The sequence below is a fragment of the Desulfopila inferna genome, assembly GCF_016919005.1.
GTDB classification, from domain to species: domain Bacteria; phylum Desulfobacterota; class Desulfobulbia; order Desulfobulbales; family Desulfocapsaceae; genus Desulfopila_A; species Desulfopila_A inferna.
In genome coordinates, this window is sequence record NZ_JAFFQE010000002.1 from 564,129 (window position 1) to 581,200 (window position 17,072).

Annotated in this window: 16 protein-coding genes; 6 read left to right on the forward strand and 10 right to left on the reverse strand. The window is 48.8% G+C overall.

The window, feature by feature from the left end; translation table 11 throughout:
* Positions 1-231 precede the first annotated feature (231 nt).
* A complete protein-coding gene (locus JWG88_RS06480) occupies positions 232-1,482 on the forward strand; it encodes a sigma-70 family RNA polymerase sigma factor (RefSeq protein WP_205232893.1) in 1,251 nt (416 codons plus the stop codon).
* A gap of 29 nt (positions 1,483-1,511) precedes the next feature.
* Here the strand turns inward: JWG88_RS06480 and pyrF are convergent, their stop codons facing one another.
* The gene (gene pyrF / locus JWG88_RS06485; RefSeq protein ID WP_205232894.1) at positions 1,512-2,228 is read right to left on the reverse strand and encodes an orotidine-5'-phosphate decarboxylase; all 717 of its coding nucleotides are present in this window, start codon (positions 2,226-2,228) and stop codon (positions 1,512-1,514) included.
* 334 nt (positions 2,229-2,562) lie between these two features.
* On the opposite strand from pyrF, the gene JWG88_RS06490 reads away from it, so the two are divergent.
* The 5 genes from JWG88_RS06490 to JWG88_RS06510 all read left to right on the forward strand — a co-directional run bounded on the left by JWG88_RS06490 (position 2,563) and on the right by JWG88_RS06510 (position 7,901).
* The gene (locus tag JWG88_RS06490; protein ID WP_205232895.1) at positions 2,563-3,309 is read left to right on the forward strand and encodes an N-acyl homoserine lactonase family protein; all 747 of its coding nucleotides are present in this window, start codon (positions 2,563-2,565) and stop codon (positions 3,307-3,309) included.
* Positions 3,310-3,779: 470 nt separating this feature from the next.
* Complete coding sequence (locus tag JWG88_RS06495) at positions 3,780-4,064, forward strand: antibiotic biosynthesis monooxygenase family protein (RefSeq protein WP_205232896.1); 285 nt, start codon at positions 3,780-3,782, stop codon at positions 4,062-4,064.
* 77 nt (positions 4,065-4,141) lie between these two features.
* Positions 4,142-4,435 carry an OadG family transporter subunit gene (locus JWG88_RS06500; RefSeq protein WP_205232897.1) on the forward strand — a complete coding sequence of 98 codons (294 nt, stop codon included), beginning with the start codon at positions 4,142-4,144 and terminating at the stop codon, positions 4,433-4,435.
* 81 nt (positions 4,436-4,516) lie between these two features.
* Positions 4,517-6,316 carry a biotin/lipoyl-containing protein gene (locus JWG88_RS06505; protein ID WP_205232898.1) on the forward strand — a complete coding sequence of 600 codons (1,800 nt, stop codon included), beginning with the start codon at positions 4,517-4,519 and terminating at the stop codon, positions 6,314-6,316.
* A 481-nt stretch (positions 6,317-6,797) separates the two neighbouring features.
* Positions 6,798-7,901, forward strand: a complete 1,104-nt coding sequence (locus JWG88_RS06510) for a sodium ion-translocating decarboxylase subunit beta (protein ID WP_353740666.1) — start codon at positions 6,798-6,800, stop codon at positions 7,899-7,901.
* A 467-nt stretch (positions 7,902-8,368) separates the two neighbouring features.
* Here the strand turns inward: JWG88_RS06510 and JWG88_RS06515 are convergent, their stop codons facing one another.
* The 9 genes from JWG88_RS06515 to JWG88_RS06555 form a co-directional block, all read right to left on the reverse strand.
* Positions 8,369-9,214 carry a sulfite exporter TauE/SafE family protein gene (locus tag JWG88_RS06515; RefSeq protein WP_205232900.1) on the reverse strand — a complete coding sequence of 282 codons (846 nt, stop codon included), beginning with the start codon at positions 9,212-9,214 and terminating at the stop codon, positions 8,369-8,371.
* 172 nt (positions 9,215-9,386) lie between these two features.
* Positions 9,387-9,992: a L(+)-tartrate dehydratase subunit beta gene (gene ttdB / locus JWG88_RS06520; protein ID WP_205232901.1), complete on the reverse strand. Its 606-nt coding sequence runs from the start codon at positions 9,990-9,992 to the stop codon at positions 9,387-9,389.
* Positions 9,989-10,888, reverse strand: coding sequence for a L(+)-tartrate dehydratase subunit alpha (ttdA, locus tag JWG88_RS06525; protein ID WP_205232902.1), 900 nt, complete (start codon positions 10,886-10,888; stop codon positions 9,989-9,991). Before ttdA ends, ttdB begins: the two co-directional genes overlap by 4 nt.
* A 50-nt stretch (positions 10,889-10,938) precedes the next feature.
* On the reverse strand, positions 10,939-12,102 hold the full coding sequence (locus JWG88_RS06530) for a mandelate racemase/muconate lactonizing enzyme family protein (protein WP_205232903.1): 1,164 nt from the start codon (positions 12,100-12,102) through the stop codon (positions 10,939-10,941).
* A 243-nt stretch (positions 12,103-12,345) separates the two neighbouring features.
* The gene (locus JWG88_RS06535; RefSeq protein WP_205232904.1) at positions 12,346-12,507 is read right to left on the reverse strand and encodes an isocitrate/isopropylmalate family dehydrogenase; all 162 of its coding nucleotides are present in this window, start codon (positions 12,505-12,507) and stop codon (positions 12,346-12,348) included.
* 138 nt (positions 12,508-12,645) lie between these two features.
* On the reverse strand, positions 12,646-13,101 hold the full coding sequence (locus JWG88_RS06540; protein ID WP_205232905.1) for a tripartite tricarboxylate transporter TctB family protein: 456 nt from the start codon (positions 13,099-13,101) through the stop codon (positions 12,646-12,648).
* Positions 13,098-14,609 carry a tripartite tricarboxylate transporter permease gene (locus JWG88_RS06545; RefSeq protein WP_205232906.1) on the reverse strand — a complete coding sequence of 504 codons (1,512 nt, stop codon included), beginning with the start codon at positions 14,607-14,609 and terminating at the stop codon, positions 13,098-13,100. The genes JWG88_RS06540 and JWG88_RS06545 overlap by 4 nt, the downstream gene beginning before the upstream one ends.
* Positions 14,610-14,736: 127 nt before the next feature.
* Positions 14,737-15,690 carry a Bug family tripartite tricarboxylate transporter substrate binding protein gene (locus tag JWG88_RS06550; protein WP_205232907.1) on the reverse strand — a complete coding sequence of 318 codons (954 nt, stop codon included), beginning with the start codon at positions 15,688-15,690 and terminating at the stop codon, positions 14,737-14,739.
* 249 nt (positions 15,691-15,939) lie between these two features.
* Positions 15,940-17,022, reverse strand: a complete 1,083-nt coding sequence (locus tag JWG88_RS06555) for a tartrate dehydrogenase (protein WP_205232908.1) — start codon at positions 17,020-17,022, stop codon at positions 15,940-15,942.
* Between the last annotated feature and the right edge of the window lie 50 nt (positions 17,023-17,072).

Here is a 17,072-nt window from a genome sequence, read left to right on the forward strand (position 1 = left end):
GTGGCAACTTTTTCTTTTTACGAGGTTATCAAGATAATCTCGTAACAAATCCTACCCGCGGTCTTTCCCAGTTCAGCTGAATATAAAAAAACAGCTGCCAGTTCACTAAAGTTTTTACAGCGCGGTACCGATAAAAAATGTCAGACCAAGGTGTTGTGGTTATTCGGAATACAGGGCCGATTAAGCACCGGCCTCTTTAATAGAAGCGTCTTTTTTATCTGCATAGAATCAATGAAGCATAGAGTGACTCCACAGGAATCCCCAGTAAGCTCAAACACCAGTGACGCCGGCGAATTGACCCGCCTGCAAAGCCTGCTTCATCAACAGCATCTCAATATCATTGATCTTCTTCGCACGGCACCTTCCACTCTTTCTTTTGCAGAGAGGGTAAAAAAGATTGGTTTGAGTCCATCGCTTGAGAAGAAAATTCTTTCCACCCAGAGTTATGGTACCGATAGCTGGTCTCCGGGTAAACACCGCCTCAATGAAAATAATGAGAAGGAGTTAGCCGGCGAAGTCCTCCTGGCCCGGCATGCCTTTACCCGCCTTGTCTTTGAAAATAAAGTCTTCCGACAAGCTGCTCTCACCATTATTCAGAATATATATCTCTTCAGGCAGCGGAAAATTTTCTTCGGCAGCTCTGATATTTCTGGAGAAAAGGAGCGGCAGGAAGCCCTGCTGCTGTTCAGCGGTTCTCCGGCGAGAAACTCCATACCGCTGGGAAAAACCTTCCAGCATCTGATTCTCGCCCGGGTATGGGATCGGATAATCAGTCAGGCCAGCAATAGTTTTCTCGACAGCAAACCGTTCGCGGAACTTCATGAAGTGGTGGAACGACTCAATACCCTGCGAAATATTTACATGCTGTTGTCAATGGGCCTGGTCCGAAAGCTGACAAGGAATATCGGTTCGATATACCGGCAATCGATCGGCCCCGAAGATGCACACCAGATCGGAAGTTTCGGCGTAGCCCGAGCGGCCTACCGTTATCATCCCTCCTCCGGGCTTCGTTTTTCAACCTACGCCTCTCACTGGATCCTCAAAGAGATACAGAGGCAGGCCCTGGAGGGTCGCTTGATTCGCATTTCCTCAAATCTGGTGGAAAAAATATCCCGCCAGGCAAGGGCAGAGGAAGACAGCGAAAACGATAGTGCTTTCCATCAGCTTTGCCGGGCAACCGCCCAGCTGCACCTCTCTCCTGAACATGCCGACCTCCACCGGCAGCCTGATCCGTTTGACTGCCCGGACGACCGGCTGGAAAATGAAGAAACACACCGCCTTCTTCTGGAGGCTGTCGAAACCGTACTCTCCGGCAAAAGTGCTGATGTGATCATGCGGCGCTATGGACTCGGATCATACCGGGGCCGGGAACAGTCGGTCATCGACATCGGAAAGATGTATGGTGTCACCAGAGGCAGCATCTATCAGCTTGAACTGACTGCCCTGAAAAAGCTGCGAAGCTATATTTCCTCTCGCGTCTGAAAGAAAATCTGTTTGGGTTTAGCGATGCTTTACTCCGCAATGGTCTTTTCAATTTCCATCTGCATCTGTTCGATTACCGCAACAGGATCCGCTGCCTGAGTTATCGGCCGCCCCACTACAACATGATCGGCACCATCGCCGATCGCTCTTTCAGCGGTGACGATTCTTTTCTGATCATCGCCGCCATCCGTTACATTGGCGCCCGGTCTAATTCCGGGTGTGACGATCAAAAGCTTCTCTCCCAAATCCCGGCGCAGCCTACCGGCCTCAAGCCCTGAGGAGACAACACCATCACAGCCAAGCTCCAAAGCCCTTTGAGCTCGATAGAAAACCAGCTCTTCAACCGTCTGCGTCATCCCCATGGCCCGCATATCCTCTTCACCGAAGCTGGTCAGCACGGTAACGGCAAGAAGCTGCATATCTCCCTTTGCCTGGAGAGCTGCCCTGATAATAGGATCATTGCCGTGTATCGTCGCCAGGCTGACTCCACGGTTGTTGACCTGCTCAACGGCAAGCTTTACCGTTTCCGGAATATCAAAAAATTTCAAATCAAGCATTACCTTGTGCCCCCGGTCGAGGATCCAGTCCACGCTATTGAACCAGTTGGCCATAAACAGCTGGAGACCGACCTTGAAATAGCCGACATGCGACTCGCAGCGTTTTACCACATCCCGTGCTTTTTCATCGGAATCGACATCAAGGGCCACAATGATCCGTTCATTCAAAGGTATTTTTTTGTAATTCATATTATAATGACCTCGTAAAAAGTGTTTCAGATGACTCCATGCCTTCCTCACGCTGAAGACATTAAGGATGGGATGTGTCCCTACAGAGATATTTTTAAGACAGTGTCTGTCCAGGAATAAGTAATTTTGTGTATAATCTACCATTATTCCACAGAAAAAAAAGTGATTTTCTTTAAAACACAATCTCGTAAAAATTCGTCTAAGTTGCCGAAATCGACCTCTGCGCTTATCGCGAGGGCATCAACTTTGACATTCTGTTATTTGCTCATAATGTTGTAGTTTTACTTCACCTAAAATTCGGTTCAGCTATTTTACAGCCATCAGGAGGAGAGACATGACGACCTATACAATCCATCCCATTGTCATGGGAACAAAAGTTTTTGATAAGGGCATGATGACCTATCAGCATGATTATGGAACTCCGTTTACCATTCCCATTTTCTGCTGGTATGTTGAGGGCGGTGACAAAAAAATCCTGATCGATACCGGCGAGATGCACCCCGTCCAGTCCCGGGAAAGGGAAGAAGCCATCGGCGGAAAAATCTATACCTTCGAGGACGGACTTGCCCTTTATGATCTGCGCCCCGAGGATATCGATATCGTCATCCATACCCACCTGCACAACGACCACTGTGAAAATGACTACAAATGCACCAATGCCAGGTTTTACATTCATGAACAGGAACTCGAGACCATCAGGAGATACCACCCCCTCGATTTTAGATATGTCGAAGATTACATTTATGAAATCGAAGAAAATAAGCAGATTGAGATAGTTCGTGAAGATGGTGAGATACTACCCGGCATACGTCTGATGCACACTCCCATCCATACTCCCGGAGGAATGACGGTGTTCATCGACACACCAAAGGGAAAAGCGGCGATAACCGGATTTTGTGTGATTAAGGAAAACTTCGAACCTCCGCTGCAGATCAGGGCCATGGAGATGGAGGTCATTCCACCCGGTACCAATATCAATAGCTACGAGGCCTATGATACCATGATCAGGATCAAGGAAATGGCCGATATTATCATTCCGCTCCATGAGCCTGAATTCGCGGCTGTCACAACTATTGGATAAACAGCTCGCCAGACAGCTCTTCGCAGTCCGGGCTATCTCCAACCCGGCGCTGCGATTTACTTCTGAGCACCTCGCACCTCCTCCTGATCCATTCTTCCGCTCTCACTTAGCTGTCTCACTTCACTGTATATGGCGGGACGGCAAATCGTCGTGTCAGACCTACCACGACATAGTTTGAGCTTTTTGCCAGTCAATCAAAAAATAATTTCCTGATTCGCCAAAAAATCCCAAAGATCCTATGGAGGATTTTACGAGCTCAGATAATTTTTTTTTGAGTCGCCGTTAATTATTACTAATCAATCAAAAACCGTTAATAATTGACTTGTCGTTGTTATTTCTATATAGACAGAGGTATATTTTTTAGACCCCATTGACGAATGCTTTTATTCGGCTCATTTTTTTTAATGCAGCATTCGGATAGTATTCCTTCAGCAATCCATTTAGGGTTTCCCTTCAAAAAGGAGATAATCATGTCAGTTAAAATCTTTATTAAAAGAAAAGTATCGGACAACAACGTCATAGAATTGACCATTCTTTTAAAGAAATTACGCAGCCTGACGATCAGCCGGCCCGGGTATATTTCCGGAGAAACCTTAAAAAGGATTGATAAACAGGGTGAATGTATGGTTATCAGTACCTGGCGTTCCGTTGATGACTGGTATGACTGGGTTAAAAATGAGCAACGCGTAGCTATTCAACAGGAAATCGATAACCTGCTGGGCCAGGAAACGGAATACGCCATTTATGAGTCTTAGAATTATATAAGTCACGATAAAAGCGCTGCCATCATTTCCTGCGCAGCGCATACCATCTACACTCGAGGAATGTCAATATGATACTTGAAGGATTCAAGTTAATGTTCGTCGGAATGGGAACCGTCCTCCTGTTTCTCAGTCTTATGATCTTCCTGCTTACTCTGGTTTCCAGACTTACCAAAGAACATACCATAAGGGAATTTGAAGCAATCGAGCTGGAGCGCAAATTGCTCGCCGAGGCCGCTAAAGCTAGAAAGAAAAGGGAACTTGAGGCAAAAACAATTTCACGCAGTGCCGACGACGAGGACGACATTGCCGTCATTGCCGCAGCGATTGCCGCCTTTCAATCAGACAGAAGATTACCGGTCTGACAACAGAACACGTTATTGATAGATTCCTATTTCAGATTTCTATCTCTGCAATGATAGAAGCAACTCTAAAGGAGAAAAACTGTGGGTAAAAAAGTAATTAAATTCATGGACACGTCTTTCAGGGACGGTTTTCAATCTGTATTTGGTGCACGGGTATTGTCAGACGATTTCATGCCTGCTCTGCAAGCAACCGTAGACGCGGGAATTACCCACATTGAAGCAGGCGGTGGAGCACGATTCCAGAGTCTGTTCTTTTATTGCGGTGAGTCCGCCTTTGATATGATGGATCGTTTCCGCGCCGAGGTGGGACCGGACTGCGATCTGCAGACACTGGCCCGGGGTATAAATGTTGTCGCCTTAAGCCAGGCGCCCCGCGACATCATTGACCTGCATGCCAAGATGTTCAAGAAACACGGCATGACTACCATCCGTAACTTTGACGCCTTGAATGACGTTCGCAACCTGATGTATTCCGGTGAGCGTATCGCTCATCACGGTCTCAATCATCAGGTAGTGGTTTCCATGATGGAACTTCCGCCGGGCTGTTCCGGCGCTCATGATCCTGCGTTTTATATGGATAGGCTCCAGCAGATCCTCGATGCCGACATTCCTTTCCACTCCATCTGCTTTAAGGACGCCTCAGGCACCTCCAATCCCAGAAAGGTTTATGAAACCCTGAAGCAGGCCCGCAAGATTGTTCCCGAAGACACCATACTCTGGTTTCATACCCATGATACCGCAGGCCTGGGCATTTCCCAGAATCTTGCGGCTATCGAGGGCGGCGCCACCGGTGTGGATCTTGCCAAAAGCCCGGTAAGCGGCGGCACCTGCCAGCCTGATATTCTCTCCATGATCCATGCGCTCAAGGGAACCGATTATACCCTTGATCTCGATTATGAAAAGGTACTGCTCGCTTCCGAGTCATTTGAAAGAGCGATGAAGGACTATTTTTTCCCGCCCGAGGCAAAAATGATCTCGCCCACCGTCACTCTCTCTCCGATGCCCGGCGGCGCCCTGACTGCCAACACCATGATGATGCGTGATACCGGAACCCTTCACCTCTATGCCGACGTCATCAAGGCGATGTCGGAGGTAGTGGCGCGTGGCGGTTTCGGAACCTCCGTAACACCGGTATCCCAGTTCTATTTTCAACAGGCCTACCTGAACGTCACCCAGGGCAAATGGAAGAAAATCAATCCAAGCTACGGTAATATGGTTCTTGGGTATTTCGGCCGGACTCCGGTACCGCCGGATGAAGAAATAGTCAGGATCGCCTCTGAACAGCTGGGCAAACCGGTTTTTACCGATGATCCTCTCGATATTCTCGAGCCCGGCATTCCCAAGGCAACCAAGATTCTGGAAGAAAACAACCTGCCTGTCAACGATGAGAATATTTTTATCATCGCCAGCTGCGAGCAGAAAGGTCTGGATTTTCTCCTCGGCAATGCAGTAGTCAATGTCCGTAAGATTACAGACGAAAAACCGGAAGAGAAAAAGAAGAAAAAAACTTCGGCGGCGGCTGCCGCACCTGCCACTGGTCCCCGAAGCTATACAATCACGGTGAACAACAGACCATATAACGTTGTGGTCGCCGAGGGCGCAGGCGGCGGTTTCCAGGCCGTACCGGCAGCCGGAGCGGCTCCTGTACCTGCACCTGCAGAGGCTGAAGGTACCGATGTTGATGCCCCGACACCTGGAAACATCGTCAAGGTGCTGGTCGAGGTGGGAGATGAGGTGGCCAAAGACGCAACGCTCGTTGTCATGGAAGCCATGAAAATGGAATCCGAAGTCAAGGCACCGCAGGCCGGTAAAATAACGGCTGTTCATGTCAGCGCAGGTGACACCGTGCAGGCTACGGAACCACTGGTTACTATCGCATAAATCGTCCACGCCGTTCGGCAGCAGCCCGGACGGTGTGTTTTCCTTTCTTCGTTGCAATCGGGAAAGCATTATGAAAATGAGAATGTTCTTACTCACCATGCTTGGCTTTTGCCTGGCCGCGCTGTCATCCGCCTGGGCGGCGGATGACGCCGTGGAGATTATTTCTCCAGCCAACGGCAAAATACTGAGTATTGAAGTATCACCAGGGAGCCTGGTGTACAGTGGGGACAAAATAGCCACTGTGAAAAGGGAGGATGGTACCAATATTGTCCTTCATGCGGGTGTGGCTGGAAAGGTCCTCGATGTAAAGTATCAATCGTACAGTAAAATACAAAAAGGCGCCCTTATCGGCACCATCGCCAGCTCGACAATCGTTGCCGATATCCCCGTCAGTGGCGAGAGCCGCCAGCTGCCGGCTCTTGGCGAGCTGTTCATCAAACTCTTTAAAACAACCGGGATCGCCGGTATCATTAGCGATCAGATGAACAAAGACTGGACACTCGGTATCGGTAGAATCCTGATGATCGCTGTCGGTCTGGTCCTTATTTGTCTGGGTATTTTCAAAAAGTTCGAACCGCTGCTGCTTATTCCCATCGGTTATGGCGCCATCCTCTCCAATATACCCATTGCCGGTATTGCTGATCCGGGAGGAATTCTCTATTATATCTATGAGGTAGGTATCGTCACCGGTATTTTTCCTCTGCTGATCTTCATGGGTGTCGGGGCATTGACCGATTTCGGCCCCATGATCGCCAATCCCAAGACCATACTCCTGGGTGGAGCCGCCCAGTTCGGTATCTTTACTACCCTGCTTGGAGCCCTGCTGCTCTCGGATTTTGTACCGGGGATAGATTTTTCCCTACGCGACGCCGCCTCCATCGGCATCATCGGCGGTGCCGATGGTCCAACGGCCATCTTCCTCTCGAGCCAGCTCTCACCGCGACTGCTCGGTTCAATCGCCATCGCCGCCTATTCCTATATGGCGCTGGTGCCGCTGATTCAGCCGCCGATTATGAGATGGCTGACCACCAAGGAAGAGAGGCAGATTAAAATGGTGCAGCTGCGCCATGTTTCCAAAATAGAGAAAATCATCCTGCCTCTGCTTGTTTTGGGAATTTGTGCCACGTTGCTGCCCTCGGCCGCTCCGCTTATCGGTATGTTCATGCTCGGCAACCTGGCCAAAGAATGCGGGGTCGTCGACAGACTGTCCGACACCATCAAGAACTCGTTAATGTATACCGTTACTATCTTTCTCGGTCTGGGAGTAGGCAGTAAACTTTCCGCGGATAAGTTTCTTAACCTGGAGACCCTTGGCATCCTTGCCCTGGGTATGATAGCTTTTGCCATTGGCACTGCTTCGGGATTACTGCTGGCCAAGCTGATGAATAAGCTGTCGAAAAATCCAATCAACCCATTAATTGGAGCAGCAGGAGTTTCTGCGGTACCGATGGCTGCCAGAGTGGTCAACAAGGTTGGTCTTGAGGCTAACCCGCAAAATCACCTGATCATGCATGCCATGGGAGCGAATGTTGCCGGAGTTATTGGATCGGCAGTTGCCGCCGGTGTTCTGCTTGCCTTGCTTTAACTTAGGGCATTACCCTTGAAAAACGTCCTGTAAATCCATCTGCCCTGGTTCGATTCCTGGTCCAGGGCATCTATGCTACAAAATTTAAGCCCTTATGGTTGCAGTACCGTAAGGGCTTTTGTCATTTTAGTTCCTTATATAACTCCTGAGATCCTGGATTATTCCGGAGGGTTCTCACACTCCAACGTTCAACTGCCACATCTCTGGCATAGAAAGTCTCAACAATTTTCCGGCAGTCAGAGACAGCAGGTTGCTGTAGTAAGAGCCATTCATTTAGTCTGATCAGTCACAATAAGACCTTAACAGTCTATATACATAATAGATCCAGTTTTTTCCTTTTAGATTGATGTATTAACTATACACTATTTTCGTTCATCCTTACGCCTGATGTCAAGACCATTCAACTGAAGAAAGCTTCAATTTGGGAACGAAGCACGAATCATAGATTTGTGCTGGCTATTGCATATTTACTTTACATGAAACAGACCTGTTAAGGACTGTGCGACAAGAATCACAGCCATGACCAGAAGCAATTTCCGAAGCCATTTTCTATATATATTCTCGTCCAGCCTCTTACGTAAGCTCATTCCCAAAAACATAACGCTCAGACTTAGCATGGCTAGCGGTATCGAAATTCGTAAAATATTCAGTGAAAAAAATCCTGCGTCCATAAACACTGCCCCTTGAATCAATTTTCCGAATAAAAAGCAAAAATTAAATACCTGGATCATTACGGTCTTTTCCATTTTGCTCTCAAGTGAAAAGATTACCAAGGCAGGGAGCATGACATTTACCGTTCCACCGAGAACCCCAGCGCTTGCTCCAAAAACGGCCATTGCGATTTGTGGGTGATTTTTAACCCAGTTGAGGCCAACCCCGATTCTTTCTGCACTCAGATACAACAGAATGGTGCCGGCAAGTAAAGGCCGGAAGGTTTCAGGTGGGACTATAATGAGCAAGTGGGTTCCAAGGAAGCTGCCAATAGCTCCATAAAAGGCCAAGGGCCAATAAATGGCAATGCTCTTGCTCCAGGCTCCGCCTTTCACAATGTTGGCGATATTTAGAGCTATGGTGGGGATCACAAGGACAAGAATGGCAGTTCTGACATCCGTGATCATTGCTATTAATGGTGTGGCAATCAAAGGGAAACCAATACCAACTATGCCGTGTACCGAGGCGGCAAACCCACAGATTATGATAAAGAGGAAAGGTAATATAGATGAGAGGGTCATAAGCGATTCAAATATTTTTGCACCTTTATCTCTCTTACAGATGATCGCAGCTCTCTTATCATCTGATGTCCACGGTTTCATTTGCCATGTTGTCTGGAATCTCTGAATTCAGAGCGAATGTTTTTAGATCCATTAGGATTGGAAGCTCATAGCGTGGAATGGGATGATGTGTCGTGATGAACTTAGCCCTCCTCTGGAGTTATCTTAATACTTGATTTCATTTTAACTTTTTCTTTTTGGAAAATCCCAAAAACTATTTTATAAAGCGGATATGTTTTGAAATCTCTTCAATAACAGGGCCTTTTTTCGCGTTAAACTCAGCCCTGTTTTTATTGAAGAGATTGTTGCCCCTTGTGTCGATTGAGATGATCAACGGGCCGAAATTCTTAACCCTGGATATCCACAATGCCTCGGGCATTCCCAAATCCAGCCACTCAACTCTCTCTATTTCTTCAACCCTGCTTGCTGCAAGAACCGCACAACCACCTGGGAATACCGCATGAACTGCTTTGTGGGTGGCGCACCCTTCCGCCGTTTCCGGCCCCATTCCACCTTTGCCGATGATTAGTTTTACACCGGTTTGCCTGATAAACTCTTTTTCATGAACTTCCATTCTCATGCTGGTTGTCGGTCCGATAGAAATAATTCTCCAGCCATCTCCTTCTTTGGCAACAATCGGTCCTGCGTGCAAGATTGCCAGACCATCGAGATCGACTGGAAGCTTCATCCCCATATCGATCAACCGCCTGTGCGCCATATCCCGGCAGGTAATAAGAGAACCATCCAAAAAGACAATATCTCCAATATTCAGCTGTTCGACGTCTTGACTTGTAATTGGTGTTTTCAGGACTTTTTTCACAGCGTAACCCCCTTGTGGGAAAGAATTTCATAGCTCATATCCTCATTGATATGGATCGTGCCTCGGCGATGTGCCCAACAGCCGACTGATACTGCAACACTTATTGTCGAAGGATGTCGTGCCGCTTTTTCGATATGAACTCCCATAACAGAGCTTTTACCGGACAGCCCTTGAGGGCCTATGCCGATATCATTCAGCCCTTTTTCGATGAGTCTTTCCATTACTGCACCCTTTGGGTCGGGATTGCGGGAGCCGATGGAGCGAAACAGTGCCTTTTTGGAAAGGTTTGCAGCAACTTCAATGGAACCGCCTATGCCGATGCCAACCAGCAGCGGAGGGCATGCGTTTACGCCATATGTTGTCATGACATCGAAAACAAACTGCGTCACCCCTTCATATCCGGCAGCGGGCATGAGTGTTTTTCCCTGCCCCGGTAAACTGCAACCACCCCCGGCCATATAGACCTCAAGTGTAATACCGGAATCGTGTGGAACTATCTCCCAGTCAATCCAGGGAATGCGATCACCGGTGTTGTCACCGGTATTTTTCTCGATAAAAATCTCGACTGCATTGTGCCGTAACGGTGCCTGCCGGGTGGCGGTTCGTACAGCTTCATCGAGAATGGGCCTGACATCAGATAGCAATGGGAAGTCTGCCCCGGCTTTAATGAAAAACTGTATAACGCCTGTATCCTGACAACATGGCCGATTCAACTCATCTGCTTTGGCGAGGTTGTCGAACATGGAATCATATACCACCTTAGCCAACGGACTGTCTTCCATAGAGCGCAATTCGCTCAACTTAGCGACAATATCATCAGGAAGATGTTTGCCGATATAATCAGTAAACTTCGCCATGATATCGGTCATGGTTGCGACAGCTTGAGCATGCTGCATATATTACTCCTTATGATCCTTTACAACGTCGTATCGTTTCTGAACCCAAATCAGGATATCTCTTGCATCTCCTTGTAGAGGTCGGCCTTTCCCTCAAACCCTATCCCCGGCAATTCAGGTAGTATAATATGGCCATTCTCGACCTCCACACCATCCGGAAACCCACCATAGGGCTGAAAAAGGTCGGGATAGGATTCATTGCCGCCCAAGCCGAGCCCGGCAGCAATGTTTAAAGACATCTGGTGACCGCCATGGGGGATGCAACGCTGAGGAGACCAGCTGTATTTTTTAATCATCTCGAGAATTCTGAGATATTCGACGAGCCCATAACTTAAGGCACAATCGAACTGCAACCAGTCCCGGTCCGGTCGCATGCCGCCGTATCTGATGAGGTTGCGCGCATCCTGCATCGAAAAGAGGTTCTCACCAGTAGCCATGCTGCCAGAATAATGATTTGCGAGTTCAGCCTGGAGTTCGAAATCCAGCGGATCGCCGGGTTCCTCGTACCAGAACAGCTCATAGCCGGAAAGGGCTCTGGCGTAATCGACAGCTGTCTGCAAATCAAAACGGCCATTGGCATCCACAGCCAACTGCTCCCCGGAACCGAGTACTTTAAGAACATCTTCGATACGCTTCAGGTCTTCGGTTAAAGAAGCACCTCCAATCTTCATTTTAACAACGGTATAGCCACGATCGGTATAACTCCTCATCTCCTCCTGTAGCTGGATGTTATCCTTTCCGGGATAGTAATATCCTCCTGCAGCATAAACAAAAACCTTGCGCATCGGTCTGCCGTTGCCGTAACGCTCTGCAAGGAGCTGGTATAGCGGCTTTTCTTCAATTTTTGCCACAGCATCCCAGATTGCCATGTCAATAGTGCCCACGGCAACAGATCGTTCTCCATGTCCGCCGGGCTTCTCGTTTTTCATCATGCAATCCCAGATACGATGCGGGTCCAGATTATCCCGCTTGGTATCCAACAGTGTTTGCGGGTCGGCATCCATTATCCTTGGGCGGAAACGTTCCCTGATCAAGGGTCCTTGACCGTAACGTCCATTGGAGTTGAAGCCGTAACCGATGACCGGCCGTCCGTCGCGGACTTCATCAGTAATTACCGCCACCAGACTCAGCGTCATTTTGCTGAAATCGATATAAGCGTTCCGGATCGGTGAGGAAATCGGTTTGGTAACTTCTCGAATATCTATAATTTTCATAGCTTATAAGTCCATTAAAAGTAGTATTTAGCAGGAGAAGCCGATGTTTTTGCTCGTAAAAGCACAGAACAATCTGGTTGGGGCTGATTTCCATAGAAAAAAGCCGGGCCTTGAAAAGTACGTGAATTTCAGCCGACTAAGCAAATTCTCCGATGTGAAAGTACTCCGTTAAAAAGGCGGCAGACTCTATCTAGTAGACAGGTTTGTTCTGGCCTCTTCATGCTGCTTCTATCCGCTCAAAGTTTAAACCAGCTGTTTTATCCTCTCGCAAATCGCCTCCGTGACCTCCCTGGTCGTGGATGTACCTCCGATATCAGCAGTTGTAATCCCCGAGGCTAGTGTGTCCGTCAGTGGTTTCATCAGAAGCTCGCCACAGTCCTGAAAACCAAGATGACCAAGCATCATCGAGCCGCACCATATTGTCCCATCGGATTGGCAGCAATATCAGGAGCAGAACCATGAACCTGCTCAACATGGATGGAAATTCCTTGTTTGAAATTTTTGCATGGTACTCTCCTTATGAATCCGGACTGGCAGAAGTTGTTAAAAGAACATTCCCGTTGGCAATGGCACGTATAAAACCTTGGTGAAAATAAGATAGAACAAGGTTACTTCCCCTATCACGACGGGTATCCAGACCATGAACTTGCCTATAGTCAGCTGCGTACGTGCCTGTGCCAGATACCCGACGATAATGGTCATGAACACTACGGTGCTCACGAAAAAACCAAATACGGGCATGATAAGTACCCAGGTGAAGAAAAGAATACCGGTCACGATCCATCTCACATTGGAGCCTACGTTGAAAACAGGATTGCGAGAAGGTTTGACTGCACCTTTTAGGACAAGGATACAGGCAATAATGCCAAGGACATAGACCATGGTTTTCGGAAAGACGAGGCTCATCCACAGGACATCTTCAAGAGCAAAGAAAAAAACCGCCGTCAGGATCAATCCTATCATTCCGCTTACTATTTCAGTATTGATTTCTCTTTTCATGATGGCCCTCCTTTGCTGCTCAATCGTCGCTTCAACGCGGAAAAATATGGCCATACAACTGAAAAGAGGATCATACCGATAAGGATATGAGACAAGCCGTTCTCAAAAAGCTTCAACACAGGATATTGTGATGCCTGCCCTCCTAAAATCGTCTGCACATAGCCCATTTCAGCGATATTTCCTAAAATGAGTCCTAAAACGATAGGGGCCGGGGCTACCCCCAGCTGCTTGAACAGAAAACCCAGGGTGCCCAGAACAAGCATGATGATCACGTCGGTGTGGCTGTTTCGCACAGCATATGTCCCCAGGATGGTGGCCATCGCTATGGTGGGTACCAGGAAATACACCGGCGTTTTAAAAATTACTTTGTAGATCAAGCGGCTCCCCAACAGACCAACGGGAACCATGGCGACGGCCGCCATCCCCATTGAAATAATAAAACCGTAGGTTAAATGCCCACTCGTGGTGAATAGTTCAATACCAGGTCTGAGACCGTGAAGCATCATGACCCCCAGGATAACGGCATCAGGAGGCGCTCCCGGTATGCCCAGGGTCAGCAGAGGCACCATGCTTCCGGCCACGGTGACGTTGTTGCTCGACTCTGACGCCACCAGTCCTTCCGGCAAACCCGTACCAAATTTTTCGGGGTGTTTTGAGGCTCTTTTGGCTTCATTGTAGGCTACCAGGTTGGCGACATTGCCCCCTGCGCCAGGGATGATGGCGATGATTTCTCCAATAATACAGGAGCGGATGAGATTTCCGGGCATTGAAAAAACTGTTTTGGTCACTTGCCAGAACGAGCTTCGGGCCTTCGAGTCAATTTCTATTGCTTTGAGCGAAGTTTTGCCTTTGGCTGCCATAGTGTAGAGTTCAGGAAGGACGAAAAGTCCGATCAGGGCGACAATCATAGCAACACCGCCCTGAAGTACAGGCATTCCGAAAGTAAACCGCGTTTCGCCACCGATGGGGGCCACACCGATTGTGCCGATGATCATGCCAAGGGCGCCTCCCATCATACCTTTTATGCTCGATCCTTCGGAAAGGCTGGCAATCAGGGTTAAGCCGAGAATAGCAACCCAGAAATATTCTGCAGGTCCAAAACGAAGGGACAGTTTTGCCAGAGGGGGAGATAACAGCAGCAGGAAAAGACTTCCGGCGATACCGCCAACGGCTGAAGCGATGGTCGCTATGTTGAGGGCTTCTATCGCACGGCCTTGTTTAGCCATGGGATATCCTTCAAAAGCCGTGGCGATCGAGGAAGGTGTCCCCGGCGTATTAACGAGGATAGCTGCAAAGGAACCGCCGTAGATGGCTCCCATATATACGGCTCCCAGCGCCACTAATCCGTGGAGCGGAGGAAGTGTGAAAGTGAATGGCAGCAGAACGGCCAGAGCCATGGTAGCGGTAAGACCCGGCATCGCTCCGACGAAGAGGCCGGCAGACACACCTGCGAAAATGGACAGGAGGATCACCGGGTCGAGCAGCATAATGAACGTTTCTAGTAGCATAATAGTATCAGGCTCTTAGTATCAGCTTTTTCGAGCCTGCTCCCGAGGAGGCGAATGTGCGGCTCGTTTCAATTCGCCCCATCGGTGGCAGGAACTGTTGTGGTTTTAAAAGAAGATAGGCGTAATACTATTTCTTCTTGATATCGGCCAGCACGTCACCGTATGCAGCGCGCATCTGGTCAACCAGGGCCAGTGCCTCTTCGCCTGTGGCATATTTCATTACAAAGCCCAGATCCACCTGTTTTTGGCTGATTTTCTTGTTTGCTTCGGAAAAGGCCTTGGCCAATCGATCAACAACAGGCTGGGGAGTTCCCAAAGGTGCTGCAACACCGCGAAAAGCACCGCCAACGATATCATAGCCCAATTCTTTGAAGGTTGGAACATCAGGCAGGGCGGGGACGCGTTCGTCGGCGGCAACGGCCAGAGTCCTGAATTTGTCTTTATAATTGACACTAACGGGCGTATAGGTCATTGCAGCCTTTAAGTGCCCGCCCATCAGCGCTGGGATCACCGGTCCGGTTCCGGTATAAGGGACATACGTCAAGTCGATACCGGCCTCTTTCATGAATCTGATCGTTTCCAGGTGATTCGCGCTGTATGTGCCGCTTCCGCCTACAGTGCCGACGAATGGTTTTTCCTTGGCGAATTGAATGAAGTCGTCCAGCGTTTGAAAAGGACTATCCTTGCTGACCACCAGGGCGTTGGGTGTGAAATGGAACCACATGATTATTTTAAAGCCATCTGTCTCGTATCCCGCCTCCTTTCGGATAAGCGGCTGGCCGATGATGTGGGGAATATTAACTCCGACGATGCTGTAGCCGTCTGGTTTTGCCGTTCGCTGAAAATCACTCCACGCTACTGCACCTCCGCCACCAGGTTTATGGGTAACATTAACGGCCACGCCGAGATCTTCTTCCAATACGGGCTCTTGAAGGCGTGCCGTAATATCCGACTCTCCACCAGGATTAAAAGGTATCGTGTATGTAATAGGTTTTTCGGGAAATTCGGCAAATGCGACAGCCGGGATTATCAGGGTCGCAGCAACTACTGCCAGAAACGAGCGTTTGAGAGTAACTTTCATTTTTTTCTCCTTTACCTAAAGTTTTTGTGAGAGACAACAACGATCGTACCTCTAGTCAGTGTCTGTACTGGAATGAACAATCTTGTTCTAAATCCAGGCGCTCGATGAATTTAACCCACAGGCATATGCTTGATATTCCGCCGATTGAATTCTACAAGCAACCGGTAAGCGCAGACTCCGACGAGTTAGAGCAGATAGCGCAGACTTCGAAAGTGCCATTTATGGACAGACACTGGTTAGACCTTCAAATCAGGCCACAGTACCCGCAAGCATTCGGATTCGACTACAGACCGCTTCGGTGACCTCACGGGTATTCGAACGGCCGCCGACATCGGCTGTGGTCATTCCGGCTGCGAGTGTTTCTGTAAGGGCTTGCATGACCAGTTCTCCGCAATCGGCAAAACCGAGATGATCAAGCATCATTGCGCCGCACCATATCTGTCCCATGGGGTTGGCGATTCCTTTGCCGGCGATGTCGGGGGCAGAGCCATGAACCGGTTCGAACATTGAAGGATACTCTTTGGTCGGGTCAATGTTAGCCGAGGGAGCAATTCCGATACTGCCGGCTATTGCTGGGCCAAGATCGGTGAGAATGTCCCCGAACAGGTTGCTGCCGACAACGACATCAAAATCCTGGGGATGGGTGACAAAACGGGCGCACAACGCATCGATATGATACTGGTTTCTCGTGATAGCGGGATACGTTTTGCCGACTTCTGCAAACACCTCATCCCAGAAGGGCATGGTAAAATTGATTCCGTTGGATTTCGTTGCCGAAGTCACTTGCTGCCGGCCTGTTTTCACTGCCAGGTCGAAGGCGTAACGTATCACCCGCTCAACTCCGTATCGGGTGAACACCGTATTCTGGACGACGATTTCCTGGTCGGTTCCCTGATAGAGACGTCCTCCCATATTGGAATATTCCCCTTCATTATTTTCACGCACAACCAGAAAATCGATATCTTCGGGCTTTCGATTGGCCAAAGGGGTTATAACACCGGGGAGCAGTTTCACCGGTCGGAGATTAATGTACTGCCTGAATGTCCGTCGAATCGGCAACAGTAGTCCCCACAGCGAGACATGATCCGGAACTCCGGGAAAACCGACAGCACCAAGAAAGATGGCATCGCAGGAGCGCAAAACTTCCAGGCCATCCTCAGGCATCATCCGGCCGTTTTTGAGATAATACTCGCAACTCCAGTCCAGATCGAGATATTCCATTCGTAACCCGTCGTGGACATCGCAGACAGTATTGAGTACCTGACGCCCGGCAGACACCGTCTCCTTACCTATGCCATCTCCGGGGATGGACGCGATGTTAAATGTTTTCATCTTATCACCCTTTCCTGAACAATGAGAAACCTCATAATGATAGTATATCA

What these genes read in the sequence shown, in the direction of transcription:
- JWG88_RS06480 (WP_205232893.1), top strand. Translation starts at nt 232, where the DNA reads ATGAAGCATAGAGTGACTCCACAGGAATCCCCAGTAAGCTCAAACACC.
- pyrF (WP_205232894.1), bottom strand. Translation starts at nt 2,228, where the DNA reads ATGAATTACAAAAAAATACCTTTGAATGAACGGATCATTGTGGCCCTT.
- JWG88_RS06490 (WP_205232895.1), top strand. Translation starts at nt 2,563, where the DNA reads ATGACGACCTATACAATCCATCCCATTGTCATGGGAACAAAAGTTTTT.
- JWG88_RS06495 (WP_205232896.1), top strand. Translation starts at nt 3,780, where the DNA reads ATGTCAGTTAAAATCTTTATTAAAAGAAAAGTATCGGACAACAACGTC.
- JWG88_RS06500 (WP_205232897.1), top strand. Translation starts at nt 4,142, where the DNA reads ATGATACTTGAAGGATTCAAGTTAATGTTCGTCGGAATGGGAACCGTC.
- JWG88_RS06510 (WP_353740666.1), top strand. Translation starts at nt 6,798, where the DNA reads ATGAACAAAGACTGGACACTCGGTATCGGTAGAATCCTGATGATCGCT.
- JWG88_RS06515 (WP_205232900.1), bottom strand. Translation starts at nt 9,214, where the DNA reads ATGAAACCGTGGACATCAGATGATAAGAGAGCTGCGATCATCTGTAAG.
- ttdA (WP_205232902.1), bottom strand. Translation starts at nt 10,888, where the DNA reads ATGCAGCATGCTCAAGCTGTCGCAACCATGACCGATATCATGGCGAAG.
- JWG88_RS06530 (WP_205232903.1), bottom strand. Translation starts at nt 12,102, where the DNA reads ATGAAAATTATAGATATTCGAGAAGTTACCAAACCGATTTCCTCACCG.
- JWG88_RS06535 (WP_205232904.1), bottom strand. Translation starts at nt 12,507, where the DNA reads ATGATGCTTGGTCATCTTGGTTTTCAGGACTGTGGCGAGCTTCTGATG.
- JWG88_RS06540 (WP_205232905.1), bottom strand. Translation starts at nt 13,101, where the DNA reads ATGAAAAGAGAAATCAATACTGAAATAGTAAGCGGAATGATAGGATTG.
- JWG88_RS06545 (WP_205232906.1), bottom strand. Translation starts at nt 14,609, where the DNA reads ATGCTACTAGAAACGTTCATTATGCTGCTCGACCCGGTGATCCTCCTG.
- JWG88_RS06550 (WP_205232907.1), bottom strand. Translation starts at nt 15,690, where the DNA reads ATGAAAGTTACTCTCAAACGCTCGTTTCTGGCAGTAGTTGCTGCGACC.
- JWG88_RS06555 (WP_205232908.1), bottom strand. Translation starts at nt 17,022, where the DNA reads ATGAAAACATTTAACATCGCGTCCATCCCCGGAGATGGCATAGGTAAG.